At 41.6% G+C, this 16,308-nt stretch carries 17 protein-coding genes, 1 tRNA gene and 1 pseudogene; 13 read left to right on the top strand and 6 right to left on the bottom strand.

Annotated elements, in window-relative coordinates:
- Nucleotides 1-124: 124 nt before the first annotated feature.
- From FSB73_RS18625 to FSB73_RS18615, 3 genes are all read right to left on the bottom strand, one after another.
- Complete coding sequence (locus FSB73_RS18625) at nucleotides 125-1,768, bottom strand: discoidin domain-containing protein (RefSeq protein WP_158639604.1); 1,644 nt, start codon at nucleotides 1,766-1,768, stop codon at nucleotides 125-127.
- 371 nt (nucleotides 1,769-2,139) lie between these two features.
- A complete protein-coding gene (locus FSB73_RS18620; protein WP_146785636.1) occupies nucleotides 2,140-2,937 on the bottom strand; it encodes a hypothetical protein in 798 nt (265 codons plus the stop codon).
- 229 nt (nucleotides 2,938-3,166) lie between these two features.
- Nucleotides 3,167-3,238: transfer RNA gene (locus FSB73_RS18615), tRNA-Arg, on the bottom strand.
- A 122-nt stretch (nucleotides 3,239-3,360) separates the two neighbouring features.
- Between FSB73_RS18615 and FSB73_RS25575 the strand changes: the two genes are divergently transcribed.
- From FSB73_RS25575 to FSB73_RS18555, 13 genes and pseudogenes are all read left to right on the top strand, one after another.
- A complete protein-coding gene (locus FSB73_RS25575) occupies nucleotides 3,361-3,762 on the top strand; it encodes a hypothetical protein (protein ID WP_225974169.1) in 402 nt (133 codons plus the stop codon).
- Entirely contained in the window at nucleotides 3,726-4,016 is a 291-nt protein-coding gene (locus FSB73_RS25570; RefSeq protein ID WP_225974168.1) for a tetratricopeptide repeat protein, read from the top strand. Before FSB73_RS25575 ends, FSB73_RS25570 begins: the two co-directional genes overlap by 37 nt.
- Before the next feature lie 171 nt (nucleotides 4,017-4,187).
- Nucleotides 4,188-4,436: a hypothetical protein gene (locus FSB73_RS18605; RefSeq protein WP_146785634.1), complete on the top strand. Its 249-nt coding sequence runs from the start codon at nucleotides 4,188-4,190 to the stop codon at nucleotides 4,434-4,436.
- Nucleotides 4,437-4,494: 58 nt separating this feature from the next.
- Complete coding sequence (locus tag FSB73_RS18600) at nucleotides 4,495-6,381, top strand: CocE/NonD family hydrolase (protein ID WP_146785631.1); 1,887 nt, start codon at nucleotides 4,495-4,497, stop codon at nucleotides 6,379-6,381.
- Between the two features lie 125 nt (nucleotides 6,382-6,506).
- Nucleotides 6,507-7,298 (top strand): Ig-like domain-containing protein, encoded by a 792-nt coding sequence (locus FSB73_RS18595; RefSeq protein ID WP_146785628.1) that lies wholly within the window; start codon nucleotides 6,507-6,509, stop codon nucleotides 7,296-7,298.
- 89 nt (nucleotides 7,299-7,387) lie between these two features.
- On the top strand, nucleotides 7,388-8,002 hold the full coding sequence (locus tag FSB73_RS18590) for a hypothetical protein (protein ID WP_146785624.1): 615 nt from the start codon (nucleotides 7,388-7,390) through the stop codon (nucleotides 8,000-8,002).
- A gap of 52 nt (nucleotides 8,003-8,054) precedes the next feature.
- A complete protein-coding gene (gene recR, locus FSB73_RS18585) occupies nucleotides 8,055-8,669 on the top strand; it encodes a recombination mediator RecR (protein WP_146785621.1) in 615 nt (204 codons plus the stop codon).
- Nucleotides 8,670-9,068: 399 nt separating this feature from the next.
- Nucleotides 9,069-10,091, top strand: coding sequence for a homocysteine S-methyltransferase family protein (locus FSB73_RS18580; protein ID WP_146785618.1), 1,023 nt, complete (start codon nucleotides 9,069-9,071; stop codon nucleotides 10,089-10,091).
- Between the two features lie 76 nt (nucleotides 10,092-10,167).
- Nucleotides 10,168-11,319, top strand: coding sequence for a dihydropteroate synthase (locus FSB73_RS25565; protein ID WP_225974167.1), 1,152 nt, complete (start codon nucleotides 10,168-10,170; stop codon nucleotides 11,317-11,319).
- Nucleotides 11,320-11,336: 17 nt separating this feature from the next.
- Nucleotides 11,337-11,993 (top strand): hypothetical protein, encoded by a 657-nt coding sequence (locus tag FSB73_RS25560; RefSeq protein ID WP_225974166.1) that lies wholly within the window; start codon nucleotides 11,337-11,339, stop codon nucleotides 11,991-11,993.
- A pseudogene (locus FSB73_RS26990) lies at nucleotides 11,939-13,323 on the top strand (vitamin B12 dependent-methionine synthase activation domain-containing protein). Before FSB73_RS25560 ends, FSB73_RS26990 begins: the two are co-directional and overlap by 55 nt.
- A 44-nt stretch (nucleotides 13,324-13,367) precedes the next feature.
- Complete coding sequence (locus FSB73_RS18560; protein ID WP_146785606.1) at nucleotides 13,368-13,652, top strand: hypothetical protein; 285 nt, start codon at nucleotides 13,368-13,370, stop codon at nucleotides 13,650-13,652.
- Nucleotides 13,646-14,680 carry a M28 family metallopeptidase gene (locus FSB73_RS18555; protein WP_225974165.1) on the top strand — a complete coding sequence of 345 codons (1,035 nt, stop codon included), beginning with the start codon at nucleotides 13,646-13,648 and terminating at the stop codon, nucleotides 14,678-14,680. Before FSB73_RS18560 ends, FSB73_RS18555 begins: the two co-directional genes overlap by 7 nt.
- Before the next feature lie 171 nt (nucleotides 14,681-14,851).
- Here the strand turns inward: FSB73_RS18555 and FSB73_RS18550 are convergent, their stop codons facing one another.
- The 3 genes from FSB73_RS18550 to FSB73_RS18540 are packed head-to-tail and all read right to left on the bottom strand — an operon-like array spanning nucleotide 14,852 to nucleotide 16,169.
- Nucleotides 14,852-15,061: a hypothetical protein gene (locus tag FSB73_RS18550; RefSeq protein WP_317132809.1), complete on the bottom strand. Its 210-nt coding sequence runs from the start codon at nucleotides 15,059-15,061 to the stop codon at nucleotides 14,852-14,854.
- Between the two features lie 17 nt (nucleotides 15,062-15,078).
- Nucleotides 15,079-15,603: a mechanosensitive ion channel family protein gene (locus tag FSB73_RS18545; RefSeq protein WP_146785597.1), complete on the bottom strand. Its 525-nt coding sequence runs from the start codon at nucleotides 15,601-15,603 to the stop codon at nucleotides 15,079-15,081.
- Nucleotides 15,591-16,169 (bottom strand): hypothetical protein, encoded by a 579-nt coding sequence (locus FSB73_RS18540; protein ID WP_146785592.1) that lies wholly within the window; start codon nucleotides 16,167-16,169, stop codon nucleotides 15,591-15,593. Before FSB73_RS18540 ends, FSB73_RS18545 begins: the two co-directional genes overlap by 13 nt.
- Between the last annotated feature and the right edge of the window lie 139 nt (nucleotides 16,170-16,308).

Below are 16,308 nucleotides of genomic sequence, written 5' to 3'. Positions count from 1 at the left end.
ATATATTATAAATACATACACTGTATCAATACCGTACAGTATTGTACGGTATTGATACAATTTTGCTCCGTTTAAAATAACCCCAGAAAATCAACCTATTATGCGTTCAAAATGCAAATTCTCCCTATCTGTCAGGGGCAAATAACCCAAACTCAGCAAAACTACAAGAGTAGTCACCCCCTGAATAATTAATGGATTTTATAATTAGGCGGACATACCTGGCAATAACCGCCCTGTCAAAATACGCATATTGTAAACCTGGTGTTCTATCAAATATAGCACGGGAGGCTGCAATTTTCCAGGATTTACCATCATTACTGGTCAACACCTTGATCTCACGAGGCGTATTATTAATGGCAATCGGCCTGTTTTGTATGGAGAAGCCACCTATCCGACGGCTTCTTTTTAAATCAATATTAATGACAAAAGGCAATTTTAAGGCAGCACTGTCTGGCGCTGGATTCCATCTTGAGCTCCAATAGGTATCTTTATGACCATCTATAATATTGCTTACAGCAGCCGGTTCGTAATTGATCTGTTCGGAACTTGCCCGAGCTGTCCAGCCTTTTTTGTCCAATGCCTTTTTTGTACCAAAAGCGACAATCGGTACACCATCATTAATATTAAAATGCTCGTCAAATTCGGTCGCAATGCCCACTTTGGCAGCAATAGGCATAATTTTCATCTGATAAGACACCCAACCGTGTTTATAAATAAATGCGGCCAAAGGCATTTCCAAATAAAAACTGTCTTTTCCTATAACAGGAGTCGCCCAGCTAAGCGCATTATAATCTCTGTTTACCCCTTCTCCTTCGTTATCAATATTAGGATCTGCATAATAAACAACATGGTTTAATGTGGCATTACTTTTAAATTTGCCGGAAATGGTGATTGCTTTTTTTATAGAATCGAAACGAGCATGTAACCGGACTAAAGACACTTTTACCGGCTGATAATAGGTCCCGGTATCTTTATTGAAAACCTGGATTTCGTTCAAAATAGCGCAATCTGCGTCCGTTAAGGAAGTGGTCCTTCCTGGATGCCCCCAAGTATAATTTCCATAGCCGAGCAAAGCCGTACCTAATGCAGGCTCATTTGCCTTCACGGAGTTATGCGGCAAGGTGAATGCATGCCCCATTTCATGGAACATGCCCCCAATATATTTACTACTAGAATCATTGATGGAAAAACCTGCACCATGATCTATGGCAAAACACCATTTCCCTATACCATAAAAGGGCCCGCCCATCGGGGTGATAATCAATGTGTGCACGCTATGATTTCTTGAAGGATTCTCTGCAAAAAAACTGTCAACTTCTTGCTTCGCATGGCTATAATTTTCATACCGATAGCCGCTCGTGGGATACTTGCCTTTCAGAATAATCATATCCACCAGGTTTTTCATGGTATCTCTCAGCAAACCGAATGTTTTAAATCCGTACCCATGCGCTGCCATCTGCTGGCCATAATACTGTCTGCCGCGAAGCAAAATACTAGACATCCTCTCCCTAAAATCTGGGGTAGAGGTGTAGTCGGTAGGGATAATGTAAACAACATTCAAATTGTAATACTGATCTGACGTATAGCGATAGAGCGTTCCATCATCTGCGCTGTCCGTTTCACTGACAACAACTTTAGGCTTGTCAAAACCAGATTTATTAATCAAATTTTTGGGCCCTAAATTTACGTTTTGTGTGTATCCTAGTTGACACACAACAAGTAGCCAGAAGAGGGTCATATAAGTCAGAAGTAGGTATTTACTTTTCATAATCATATATTGAGTAGGTCATAGCCTGCATCGAATATACCTTAATTCTTCCAAAAATTCCATAATCAATGGGGTAGTACAACAAACAATTTCATCCTATTTCAATGCAGCAGCTTCCCCGAATCTATTATCCTAGAATAAGAATTATAAAAGCAAAGACGCAATTGGTAGAAAGAATTACAGAAAAAATAAGAGCTTTAAAAAGCTGCGTATTTTAAAATTAATATCAATTTTCAAAATCCGCATTTAACAAAATGACATCCTCTAAAAATGACGCACATAAAATAATATTGGGCGTCCAAAACCAGGAGCGGAGTACTTAGCAGCGTTACTTAAAATAAAAAACAAAATGGATAAAATCTTTCTACAATTTAAAGATATCGATTGACCTGCTCAATGTCAATCAAGGCTGTAGGCATATTGTTACGTCCAATTGAAATACCAAGTGGGTTATTTTCATTTCCTCTATCATCGGGAATTTCTATAGCGCTGTTATTTACAGAAATCGAAGTACTATTAATTTCAAGTTTCACTCCACTTAATAAAAAATACCCTTCTACCAATCTAACAGAATTGTCGGAAAATTCAATATTAACAAGAACCCTGTCTTTATTTTTTATCAATAATCTTTTTTTATCGAACGAAATATCTATCCCATCTCCACAAAAAAGAATCATATTACTCCGCACAAGCAGCACCTCATTATTAAATTCATCTAATAAACAAATATCAAAAAGAATATGAGAATCAATTAAAGTAATCAACAAAACGGGGAAACAATCAATTGTTATCGGAAAAATTACTTGTTCTTCAGACTCCGCTCTTTTTTCAAAAATCATATTCACCATTCCAATAATAACACTTAACGATTCACGATCATTATAATGCAATATATCCTCAGCCTGACTTTTACTTCGCTTTATATTGTCCGGCAGTGTCACATTTTTAAGGCTTCTAGGTTCTATAATACCCTGCAAATTATTGGGCAAATGCTTTTGACATAAAAGCCTATAATCTACACCAGTCACCTTGGATTCACAGGCAGTACATACATAACATATTGGCGCCCCGCAAACCACACAACCATAATCACATTCCTTTAGAACAGAATAAAATTGATCGTAAGGTGGTAAATTCAAATAAAATACCGGGGAAAGTTTTGATTGCATCTCTTTGTATTTTTTAAAATTTTGGAGAATTTAAAAATACGATATTTTTATTTAAGTTGACAAAGGCGCTTTAGGCATATCATTTTATGCGCATCCTGGTGAAGATAGTACGCTTGTTTGGTATATGGAAGACACCTAAAAATTGGACAATAATGAGTGGAATAAGATTTTGAGGGGTTTGGGGGTCAAATTAAAAATGGAACCCAAATTTGAGTTCCATATTACGATGTGGTCTCGACAGGGATCGAACCTGTATCTAAAGTTTAGGAAACTTCTATTCTATCCATTGAACTACGAGACCTTAAAAGCGGGGCAAATGTAAGGCTTCTAATTCAAAAAATATTTAATTTACTCGGAAAAATCTCGATTTATTCGGAGGTCAAAACGAAACAACCTATCTTTGCATCTCAATAAAAACACTTTATGAAATTTTATAACTTAATAATAAAGTATCGTTTTTGGTTAAGCATCGCTGTGATTGTTCTGGCAATCATCCTGAATGCGACTGGCCAGGTAGGCTTCTGGGCGATGTTCCCCTTATATTTCATCGGCGCAATTGGCATTGCATCTCATTTCCTTATTGGCCCGCTACGTTTGGTTCAAAAACCCATGGAAGAAGGAAATCTGGAAGAAGTACAAAAAATTATTGATTCTGTCTGGTTCCCAGGCATGTTACTTAAACCGGTTCGTTCTACCTTTTACACTTTAAAAGGGAACCTGGCGATGATGAATAAGGATTATGACCAGGCAGAAAAGCATCTCAAAAATCTTCTTCCATCGGTTCTGCCATGCCTGAGGCAGAAGGTGCCAACAAGTTACAATTAGGTATGATGGCCATGCAGCGTGGTGATATGCGTTCTGGCGAAGGCTATCTGAGAGCAGCCTTAAAAATGGGCATTCCAGATAACGAGAGCAAAGCAGTAGCCAACCTTGGCATGTGCCAGATAATGATGAACAAAAGAGAATTCCGGGCTGCTAAGGATTATTTCCGTAAGGCAAAAGCCTGCAATCCAACTACTCCGGAAGTCGTTAGCCAGATTAAAGAAATTCAGAAATACATTTCCAGGGTCCCTGGTTAGTCCAGGCGGGACACCTGTTTTAGGTTATTTATAAGGCGTCAGCTGAATGCTGACGCCTTATTTTTTGCTGCACATTTAAATTATACTAAAGAGACTTCCCAAATTGTCTTATATTTGATATGGCTTTCAATGATTAAAACATATTTTTTTTCACTTTTAAATCTGCATTTTATGGGAACGTCAATTGGCGCATCGGAGTTAATTATCATATTGATCGGGGGTATAGGAACACTTGTCATAATTGGCATTTTATTTTACCTGATAAAATCTGCCATACAGGCTGGGGTCAGGGATGCCTATAGAGAGCGTAATTCAGGGACTGCTTTTGAGTTTAAGCAAACCAAGCTACTCGCAGAGATTGCCCGGGCAAACGGTGTCAGTGAGGAAAAAATACAGGAAATATTAAAGGAAAACACCTGATTATTGGAAAGCTTGCAGATGAACTCCAGCACGAAAAATCTTCAAACCAACCTTTTGTATGAAACGCCCATTTGCCTTCCTGATATTACTTTTTGTATATAGTTACACAACCGCCTTTGCGCAGCCCAACCTAGCTAAAGACTATATAAAAAATCATTACACAAAGGCCGAATACATGATCCCCATGCGGGATGGCGTGAAGCTTTATACTGCTGTATATACCCCAAAAGACACCAGTATGCAGTATCCTTTTATGCTAAACCGGACCTGCTATTCTGCAGGCCCTTATGGCAAGGATAATTTTCCTGCCAGATTAGGTCCTTCTCCAGAATTTACCCGGTCGGGGTTTATTTTTGTTTATCAGGATGTTCGGGGAAAATACAAAAGTGAGGGTTCCTGGACAGAAATCACACCTTTTATCCCCCATAAAACCGGCAGCCAACACGATGAGGCCTCTGATACTTATGACGCAGTCGACTGGCTGATTCACCACGCAGCGCATAATAATGGCAAAGTAGGTGTTTGGGGTATTTCCTATCCAGGCTTTTTTGCCACCAATGCCGCACTATCAGGCCATCCGGCCATCAAGGCCGTTTCCCCTCAGGCACCTGTAACAAATTGGTTTTTAGGCGACGACACCCACCATAAAGGTGCTTTTTTTCTGATGGATGAAGTTGGCTTTGATTATTGGTTTGCAAATTCCACCAACGGGCCCAACAAAAACAAGCTACCCAAACTGGAGCTTCCTATTAAAAATGCCTATGATTTCTACCTCAAATTAGGTCCTGTCAGCCAGGTCAATGCGCTTTATTATCACCATCAGGTGCCATTTTGGGATACTGTGCTAATGCACCCTAATTACGACCAGTGGTGGCAAGCCCGCGATATCAGCGCGCATATGCACCATGTAAAACCAGCGACATTACTAGTTGGCGGCTGGTATGACGCAGAGGATTTATGGGGTACACTTGAAACGTATAAAACCATTGAAAAAAACAATCCAGGCAATACCAATACCTTGATTATGGGGCCCTGGAACCATGGAGGATGGGCAGGTACTCATATGGATCATTTAGGGGATATCGCCTTTAATGGCAATACCAGCAGGTGGTTCCAAAAAAATATAGAATTCCCGTTTTTCGTGCATTATTTAAAAAATGAACCTCAGCCAAACCTGCCGGAAGCCGTGCTATATGACGTGGGGCTAAACCGATGGAACAAATTTGATGCGTGGCCCGCAAAAGCAGCAAAAGACATTAAATACTTTTTTAATACAAACGGGCAACTGACTAACGCTCCATCCGTGTCTAATAAAAATTTTGCGACCTACATTTCAGATCCCGCTCATCCAGTTCCCTACCAGGGGGGTATCCGAAAAAGCAGAGGCATTACCTATATGATTGACGATCAGCGTTTTGCCAGCAAACGAAAGGACGTTTTAAGCTTTACAACACCTATATTAAAAGAAAATACCACACTTGCAGGCCCGGTTAAAGCACATTTAAACGTTAGTATTTCCACCACTGATGCAGATTTTGTGGTTAAAATTATTGACGTATATCCCGACAGTGCCCGAGGTAAAATGAGCGGTTATCAAGCACTGGTCAGAGCAGAAGTCATGCGGGGCAAATACAGGAAAAGCTTTACAAATCCCCTGCCATTTACGCCTGGAAAGATAACGAAGGTGGACTATACACTGCCCGATTTACTGTATACATTTAAGAAGGGGCACAAAATCATGATACAGGTACAGAGTTCCTGGTTTCCGCTGGTGGACCGCAACCCGCAGGTATTTGAAAATATTTATAAGGCAAAGGCGGCGGACTTCACAGCGGCAACCATTAAACTTTATTTTGACAAAAACCATCCTTCCTATATTGAATCCACTGTGCTGGATGAACACCTTTATGATCAGCACCAGTTTACCGTAGGCGATGGCGGTTAAACCAGTCAGCATGCCAAAAGGGCTAAATAACGTAAAAGCCATGTTCACAAATTTGCATTAAATCCTTTTAAAAGTTAGGTCAATAAGGTACTTTTGTCACTAGTCAAAAGTACCTTAATACCCAGATGAATAAAATAGTACCCATCTTTTTATCGCTTTTGATCCTTTCAGGGATCCTTATGCAGCTAAATAGTTGCGCAGTGATCGTGCCTCCCGGTGGAGGGCCCAGAGATAGTCTCTCTCCGGTACTGGTATCTGCCTTACCCAATGATTCTACCCTGAACTTTAAGGCAAAGAAAATAACCTTGACTTTTGATGAATATGTACAGATCCAGGATATCTTCAATAACTTAATAGTCTCTCCGGTCGCCAAAAATATCCCCAATGTAAAAGCCAAATTAAGGGAGGTCACCATTGAGATTAAAGACACCTTAGAGCCTAATACCACCTATTCTTACGACTTTGGCAATGCCATTCAGGATGTCAACGAAAACAACCCGGTCAGAAACTTCACCTACGTTTTCAGCACGGGTGACCACCTGGATACAGATTCCATTACAGGTAAAGTCATCATGGCTGAGGACGGCGCCATTGACAGCACGTTGATCGTCGCCCTATACAGAGATCTCTCCGATACAGCCGTGCTAAAAAACAGCCCCAGATATTATACCAGGCTGGACAGCCTGGGTAGGTTTGCCTTTCATTTTCTACCCAAAGAAAACTACCATCTTTTTGCCGTGGAAAACTCCTATATGAAAAATTATAGTGATTCCACAGCAGTCTTTGCCTTTTTGGATAGCATTGTTTCTACTAAAAAGATTCCATCAATAACGGTATCACCTTATATGCCTTCCGTGCATATCCAAAAGAAACTACTGGTGGTAAAACAACGGCTCAGCTTTCAGAAAAACAAATAGAAAAAAGAAAAGAACAGGAAGCTAAAAAGCCCCTGACCGTCTCACTCAACCTGGAAGAAAACAAACAAAGTCTGCTAAAACCGCTGGTATTGACCTTTAGCAAACCACTGCAAGACTTCAAGCCAGACATGATCCAATTGACGGACACTAATTATACGCCAGTAAAAGACTTTGCAATTATCCCCGACTCAACGGATACCACTAATAGCCGGTTTGTAGTAAGGCATAATTGGGATCCTGATCAAGGAAAAGAATTTGAGCTCATTATGCCCGTTGAGGCAGCAACTGATAGTTTTAAAGTGCAGCTAGCCAAGGCAGATACGGTTAGATTCTCTGTTAAAACAGAGCATGATTATGCCACACTGGAGCTCAATTTTCCTGACGTGGATACCACTAAGCATCCTGTACTCCTGATCCTTAACGACAAGAAAATCGTGGATTCAGCGGTAATCGGACAGGACAGAAAAGTTCGAATAGCGCGCTTTGAGCCAGGCGAATACAACCTGCGCGTGCTCTATGACACGAATGGCGATATGCAATGGACACCGGGTAATTACCAGGAGCGCCGACAGCCCGAGCTTGGTATCGCCATCAAACGTAAATTCAAATTCTTGGTAGATACTGAAAATCAGTGGGATATATACATCAAAAAAGACCCTAACCAACCAGATCCCAATAACCCGTATCAATTACAGCATTATTGAGGCCACAGGAAATGACTGATTTCGTACCTTTGCACTTTCGTATTTATTATTTATGCAGTTACCATCCGCTTTATTAGAAAACGCCGTTAATGCTTTTGCCGGCCTACCGGGCATTGGCAAAAAAACAGCCCTTCGACTGGTACTACACCTGCTAAAACAGGACGAAGGGCAGGTGGCACAGTTTTCCGAGACTATTTCCAGGATGCGCAGCGATATCAAGTTTTGCAAACGCTGCCACAACCTCAGCGATCATGATCTTTGTGCCATTTGTGAGAACAAATTGCGCAATCAAAGGTTGATTTGCGTAGTAGAATCCATTAAAGATGTGATCGCCGTTGAAAATACCCAGCAGTTTAGTGGCCTTTATCATGTACTGGGCGGTGTTATATCGCCACTTGATGGGATAGGTCCCGATAGTCTGACCATAGACTCGCTGGTAGAAAGGGTCCAGCAACAAGAAGTAGAAGAACTGGTTTTTGCACTCAACCCCAATATCCAGGGAGATACCACCATTTTCTACATCCAGAAAAAACTACAACACCTGCCCTGCAAGATTACCACCATTTCCAGAGGGGTGGCTTTTGGCGGAGAACTCGAATATGCCGATGAAATGACACTCGGTCGTAGTATGATGAACCGCCTTCCAGTGGAAAATTACGTAAAATAAACCGCTCCGGTGGTAAGAGCGGCTATTCACACAACATAAACACCTGACAATCAGCAAATAGACAGAAAACACCTACCCTTATATTCCATTTTAAATATTCAGGTACATTTTGTAATTTTGCACCACAGAAATAAGATCTAGATAAGACATGACAAGATCCAGATGATATTTTGTGCATAAGGCAGATTTGTTTATTGTTCAGCCTTTTTTAAAGAACTAATAAACGTTGAGGATTAAGACTTCGCTTCAATTAAATAATACCCCAAACGTTTTATTAGTGATCAAATCAGGCAAGAGTAGTTATCAGCTGCCCTGGTTTGTCGCATTGCATTTGCAGATTTACTTTGAATCGCTATAGGCAATAGGGCAGGCCATCACAATTAAAATAAGAATGATACAATGTTATTAATTGAAGAGGCTTTAGAAAAAAGAATACTGGTGATCGATGGCGCCATGGGCACCATGATCCAACGCTATAAACTCGAAGAAGAAGACTTCAGAGGGGAAAGATTCAAAGACTGGCATCAGGATGTAAAGGGCAATAATGACCTGCTGAGTCTCACCCGCCCGGATATCATTGAAGCCATCCATCTCCAATATCTTGAGGCAGGTGCAGATATTGTGGAGACCAATACATTCAGTTCCACTAGTATTGCCCAGGCAGATTATGACATGAGTCAACTGGCCTATGAACTCAATGTCGCAGCCGCTAAATGTGCCCGCAGTGCGGTAAATAAATTTTTGCAGACACCTGAAGGCAAAGCCAAAGGCCATGTATATGTGGCAGGCGCTATCGGGCCACTCAATAAAACACTTTCACTTTCACCAGATGTGAATAACCCCGGATACCGCGCCGTCAGCTTTGACGAAGTAGCCACCGCTTATGAAGAGCAGATCAGAGGTCTTGCGGATGGTGGTGTAGATCTGCTGCTCATTGAAACAATTTTTGACACGCTGAATGCCAAGGCGGCTATCTATGCGATCAAAAACTTCTATCAAAAGGATGGCAGAAAACAGTTACCTATTATGATATCAGGGACGATTACCGATGCCAGTGGCAGAACACTTAGCGGGCAAACGCTGGAAGCATTTTATATTTCCGTTAGTCATGCAAATCCCTTGAGTGTAGGGCTTAACTGTGCGCTTGGTGCAGCAGAAATGCGCCCCTATATCCAGGAACTTAGTCAAATTGCCGGCTGTTTTACTTCTGCCTATCCCAATGCAGGGCTTCCCAATGCCATGGGCGAATATGACGAGACACCCGACGAAACCGCACATTTTCTGGAAAATTGGGCAGAGAATGGATTTGTAAATATTGTAGGTGGGTGCTGTGGTACCACCCCAGACCATATCCGACATATTGCAGCAGCCGTCAGTAAGTTAAAGCCGCGTCCAAGGCCGGTAGTTGCCACCACTTTATAAAACACCCTAAAGTCATCGGGCCAGTTGTTCATTTCTATCATTATTAAAAATAAGCTACCAAGTTTTATAATACATCATGTTAAAGCCTTATTTACAGCTCAGCGGTTTAGAACCCTTATCCATACGTCCAGAAACCAATTTTGTCAATATCGGAGAAAGAACCAATGTTACCGGGTCGAAAAAATTTGCCCGGCTGATCCGCAGCGGCAATTTTGAGGAGGCGTTAAGTGTTGCCCGCGATCAGGTGGAAAACGGCGCCCAGGTCATCGATATTAACATGGATGACGCCCTGCTGGATAGTCTGAGTGCCATGACGACCTTTTTAAATCTGGTCCAGGCTGAACCTGAAATTGCCCGCATTCCGATTATGATCGACTCTTCTAAATTTGAGATCATTGAAGCGGGATTAAGGTGTGTCCAGGGTAAGTGTATTGTAAACTCCATTTCTATGAAAGAAGGCGTGGAGAAGTTCAAAAAAGAAGCCCAGATCTGTAGAAATTTTGGTGCAGCAGTCGTGGTTATGGCTTTTGATGAAAAAGGCCAGGCCGATACCATGGAAAGAAAGGTAGAAATCAGCTCAAAAGCCTATCAGATCCTAACCGAAGAAATCGGCTTCCCGCCCCAGGACATCATTTTTGATTTAAACATCTTTGCCATTGCCACGGGTCTGGAAGAACATAATAACTACGCCGTCGATTTTATAGAAGCCACAAGGATACTAAAACAAAGATTCCCACTGGCCAAAATTAGTGGCGGTGTCAGTAATCTATCCTTTTCCTTCAGAGGCAATGAAACCGTCAGAGAGGCTATGCACAGTGTATTTTTATATTATGCAGTGAAAGCAGGTATGGACATGGGTATTGTCAATGCTGGTCAACTCGTAGTGTATGATCAAATTGAACCTAAATTAAGAGATCTTGCAGAACAGGTAATCCTAAACCATAACAATGAAGACAATGGTGCGACAGAAGCACTGATCACTTTTGCAGAAACCGTTAAAGCCAAAGGCAAAGTGATCAAAAAAGACGATAGCTGGCGCAAAGGCTCTGTACAGGACCGCTTAAGTCATGCACTGGTCAATGGTATTACGGATTACATTGATCAGGATACAGAAGAGGCCCGGCTACAATACGCCCGTCCACTGGAAGTAATTGAAGGACCACTCATGGTGGGTATGGATATCGTAGGGGATTTATTTGGATCGGGTAAAATGTTTTACCACAGGTAGTAAAAAGTGCCCGTGTCATGAAAAAAAGCGTGGCTTATTTATTTCCCTTTATAGAAAAAGAAAAGAAAATCAATCATATCCTGACCTTGCAACCATCGGATAGTCAACCAGCAACAAGCGTAAATGAACAGCAAGCTCACCTGATCTCTTTATTGGAAAAGCCTGACTTTGCAGCAGCTGGGTTTTTAGTTAACCAATTGATTGGCCAGCAGCAAATCCCTGTTGATGCCCTCTCAAAAGACTTCCAATTAGCGCTGGTTATTAAGGCAGTACAAACGAAAGTCGAAGAAACCAACACGCAGACTAGCACTGAAACTAGTACAGAGAAAGAGGATCTGTTGGAAGCCGCTTTGGAGCAAAATGGTTATCATTTACTATCTATCGATAAGGAGGATCTTATCCACCGGCCCGAACTCATAGAAATAGCCCTGAATAAAAAACTGGAGCAAATACAGCAGCTGGCCGCTAAATTAAAAGAAGCCGCCGAGCAGGGCGGTCAAAATTCCGGCCCTAAAAAGATACTGCTGGCCACCGTCAAAGGTGACGTCCATGATATTGGCAAAAATATTGTCGGGGTCGTACTAGGCTGCAATGGTTATGAGGTGCAAGATCTGGGGTCATGGTCCCTACTGAAAAGCTACTGGATACCGCCCTTAAAGAAAAGGTGGATATAGTAGGTGTCAGTGGTCTGATCACGCCATCCCTTGATGAAATGGTGGGTGTGGCCAAAGAAATGAAGCGCAGAGGCATGACCATCCCACTTTTAATCGGCGGAGCAACCACCTCACGTATTCATACGGCCGTCAAAATTGCCCCGCAGTATGATCACGGTGTCATCCACACCCTGGACGCCTCAAGATGTGTTACCGTGGTGGGACAATTATTCAATCCTGAACTCCGGGAAGCCTTCTTAAATAGCACTAAAGAAGACTATATCAAACTCAAGCACCAGTTTGAAAATAAAAAACCGGTTAAAAAGTATATTCCTTTTGCTGAGGCCCAGGCCAATCAGGTAAAAATTGACTGGGAAAATTATGCGCCCCCTGCGCCTGGTTTTATCGGCACCAAACTTTTTAAGAACTATGATCTTAGGGAAATCCGCAGCTTCATTGACTGGAAACCGTTTTTCATCAGCTGGGAACTCCATGGCAATTTCCCGGACATCTTATCGGATGAAATCGTTGGGGTAGAGGCGACAAAAGTCTATAATGACGCCAATCAGATGCTGGATACCATTATTAATGAAAGATGGTTACATGCAGATGGCATGGTAGCATTTATGGAGGCAGAAAAAACAGCACCGGACACCGTTCAGGTAACCATGGGAGATAAAAAGGCCACCCTAGAGTTTATCCGTCAGCAGGTAAAAAAAGCACCCGGTCAGCCCAATATTTCACTGAGCGATTTTCTTCGCCCTGCCAGTTATGGTAAAGATTATTTGGGCAGTTTTGCCGTTACCATTCACGGCATAGATCGACACCTGCAAAGATTTATAGCCGATCATGATGACTACAATAAAATCATGATTCAAGCCTTATCAGATAGGTTAGTAGAGGCCTTCGCAGAAATGCTGCATGAGAAAACCAGAAAAGAACTCTGGGTTATGACAGTGATGAGCATTTGAGCACAGATGATTTAATTCATGAAAAATATAACGGGATCCGTCCTGCGCCCGGTTATCCGGCCTGTCCGGATCACACGGAGAAAATCAAACTATTTGATCTTTTAGAAGCGACACAACATATAGATATACAACTAACAGAATCCCTGGCCATGCATCCAGCTTCCAGCGTCTGTGGCTGGTATTTCTCACATCCCAAGAGTCAGTATTTGGGATTGGCAAAATTATGCCCGATCAGTATGAGGATTATAAGCAAAGACAGGGGTGGAGCGAGGAGTATGCAGAAAAATGGCTGCGCCCGGTTATGGAATAGCGGTCAAATAATAATGCAGCCTATACAAAGTATTTGCCCATTTTGTGTTTTTGAGCTAACATTGTGGTAAGTAATGTAATCGCAAATAACTAAACCTCATAAATACAGCAAATCATGCATGCTAAATTAATACTTTGTCTGACATCCAGCCTACTAATGGGTGCAGCAGGCACGCTCACCGCCCAAAACAATAAATCTGATCGGTTGCTGGATAAAACGATTACTCAAGTGACAACCACTAAGTTACTGACGACACTTTCAGCCGATAATATGGAAGGCAGAAAGATCGGCACGCCAGGGATCAGAAAAGCAGCAGCTGTCATTGCGCAGCAATTTAAATTAGCCGGGTTACAACCTGCTGAAGGGATAGCGGTTATTACCAGAACTTTACCATGGTAAATAGCCACATCCTTTCAAAATCCGTACAGATTAATGGGCAACCATTTGCAGATAGTCTGTCGGCCATAATCAGTACCCAACCAGCCATCAAGGCCGACGACAAAGCAGGCTATGAGATGCTTACGCCCAAAGACCAACAGGAAGTCTTAAGCATCATTACATCACGTCGAAGCGCCAAAACCAATGCGGTGATCGTACTACCCACTAAATTTGCAAGACTTTTAAAAATAGCGCCCAGATTACAAAAAAGTCAGTTTCAGTCAAAGTTCAGTACAATACTGCTCTGCACAGATGAACCTGTAAACAGCTTTGAAATAAGCGCCACCAATCAGTTGTCGCTTATGCATATGGCCAATATTGTCGGTATTCTCCCAGGCAAAACCAAACCAAATGAGCTGGTGATTTTTTCGGGTCATTATGATCATTTAGGGGTAGATCCAACTAATAAAGTAGATAGTATATATAACGGTGCCAATGATGACGCCTCCGGTACAACCGCTGTCATGCAGCTGGCAAAGTATTATGCCAAGTTGGGAAATAATGCCAGGACACTTGTATTTGCTGCCTTTACAGCAGAAGAAGAGGGCGGGTTTGGTTCCACTTATTTTTCCCATCAGTTCGATCCAGAAAAAGTCATGGCGATGTTTAATATTGAGATGATCGGCACCCAGAGTAAATGGGGAGAAAACACTGCCTATATTACCGGTTATGAAAAAACAGATATGGGAGAGATCCTGCAAAAAAATCTGGCAGGCACTGGCTTTACTTTCCATCCAGATCCTTATACAGACCAGCATTTATTCTACCGTTCGGATAATGCTACTCTGGCTCGTCAGGGCGTACCAGCACATACTATTTCAACTTCCAAAATGGATGCAGAACCCAATTACCATAAAGTCTCCGATGAAATCAGCACCCTGGATCTTACCAATATGAACCGCATCATCCGCTGTATTGCCCTTAGTGCCCGAAGCATTGTAAATGGAGCAGAGACGCCATCCAGAGTCAATACAGCTGAACTGCGATAATAATCCAGTTTCTTAAACTTATGCAACCATATATTCCAGGCGTTATATAGGTTACGCAGCGGTCAAATTTCAATCGTTAATACAATAGGCTAAAAAAATAAAAAGGTGTCTGGAATTATGAATCATCAGATTCATAATTCCAGACACCTTTTTATTGCCGGGTTATCGCAATTATTTACCCACAACCCCCAAATTTGCGTGCTCCATGGCTGTGATTACATCTTTGCCGGTAGGTGATTCAAATACTTCTAAACCAAATTCTGGCGCGATGGTCAGTAAATGATCAAAAATATCACTCATGGTATCTTCATAAGGTCCCCACCTGACATCAGCCGTAAAACACCAAAGCTGTAGTGGCAAGCCTTCAGGCGTCGGATCCATTTGACGGACAATGGTGGTCAGATTGTGATTAAGCCTGGGATTCGCATCCAGGTAATTTTTGCATAAATTCTGTAAAGGCCTACATTGGTCAGTCTTCTGGTGTTGGCATCCACCTGAGCCTCACTACCCAAACTTGCGTTATAATCTGCAATTTCTTTTTCTTTTTCCAGGATATAATCATGCAATAAATGATAGCCTTTAAATTTTTCAATCATCTCCCCATCACAGAATTTAAAACTACTCATCTTTAGATAAATTGGCCTTTTAATTCTACGTCCACCGGTATCGGTCATGCCACGCCAGTTCTTAAAGGAAGAGGTTAGAAATCCTGCAGTGGGTACTGAAGACACTGTTTTATCCCAGTTCTTTACCTTAACGGTATTTAAGTTGATAGAAATCACATCTCCATCGGTATTATAATCCGGCATTTCAATCCAGTCACCGACTCTGATCATATCATATACAGAGATTTGTATACTGGCAACAAAACCCAGAATGGTATCTTTAAAAATCAACAATAGCACAGCGGTCATGGCGCCCATGGCCCCAGAAAATAAAGCGGACTCTTGCCCAGTAGTACAGACAGGATTAAAATACCCGCCACCAGATAAACAAAAATATTGATCACCTGAACATAACTGAATACGGGTTTTTCTTTTAAAGAAGGCACCTGAGATAATACTGCAGCAATCGTGTTTAAAACGGCCACAATGACGACAGCAAAAATACCGATGATTAAAATATCTGTCAACTTAAGCACAAAATGACTGGCCGATGGAAAATCAACAAATATAACAGGGGCAGCAGCCTTTATAATAAAAATAGGCAATAAAGCCGAGATCTTTAAAAACACCTTTCTTTCAATCAGTAAGTCATCCCAGGTAGTTTTCGATTTTTTTACAAATTTGTGGACCAGAACAATGCATATCTTTCTGGCCAGCCACCAGACCAGGCAACAAATCACAACCAAGCAAATCAATAGAAAGGGAATTTTTACATAATTAATGTTACTCCCAGATAAATGCAGGTTGTTTGTCAGCCACTGGTCCATTCCACTAAAAAGGTTTTTTGTCCTTGTCATTGTACTTGCCGTGTCAAATAATTCCATATAAATAAATTCAATTTATTTTTATCAGTTTAGGAAAATAATTATTAGAAAACTAAATCAACAATAGTTTTAGGGATCTTTGTTTTTATGGTCGGTTCAGATCCCGGACCTTATGGGGCACATCAGACTGACGAGCCAG

The organism is Arachidicoccus ginsenosidivorans, assembly GCF_007971385.1.
Classification (GTDB): Bacteria; Bacteroidota; Bacteroidia; order Chitinophagales; family Chitinophagaceae; genus Arachidicoccus; species Arachidicoccus ginsenosidivorans.
Note: the sequence above shows the minus strand (reverse complement) of the source record. Positions and strands in the feature narration are given on the sequence as shown.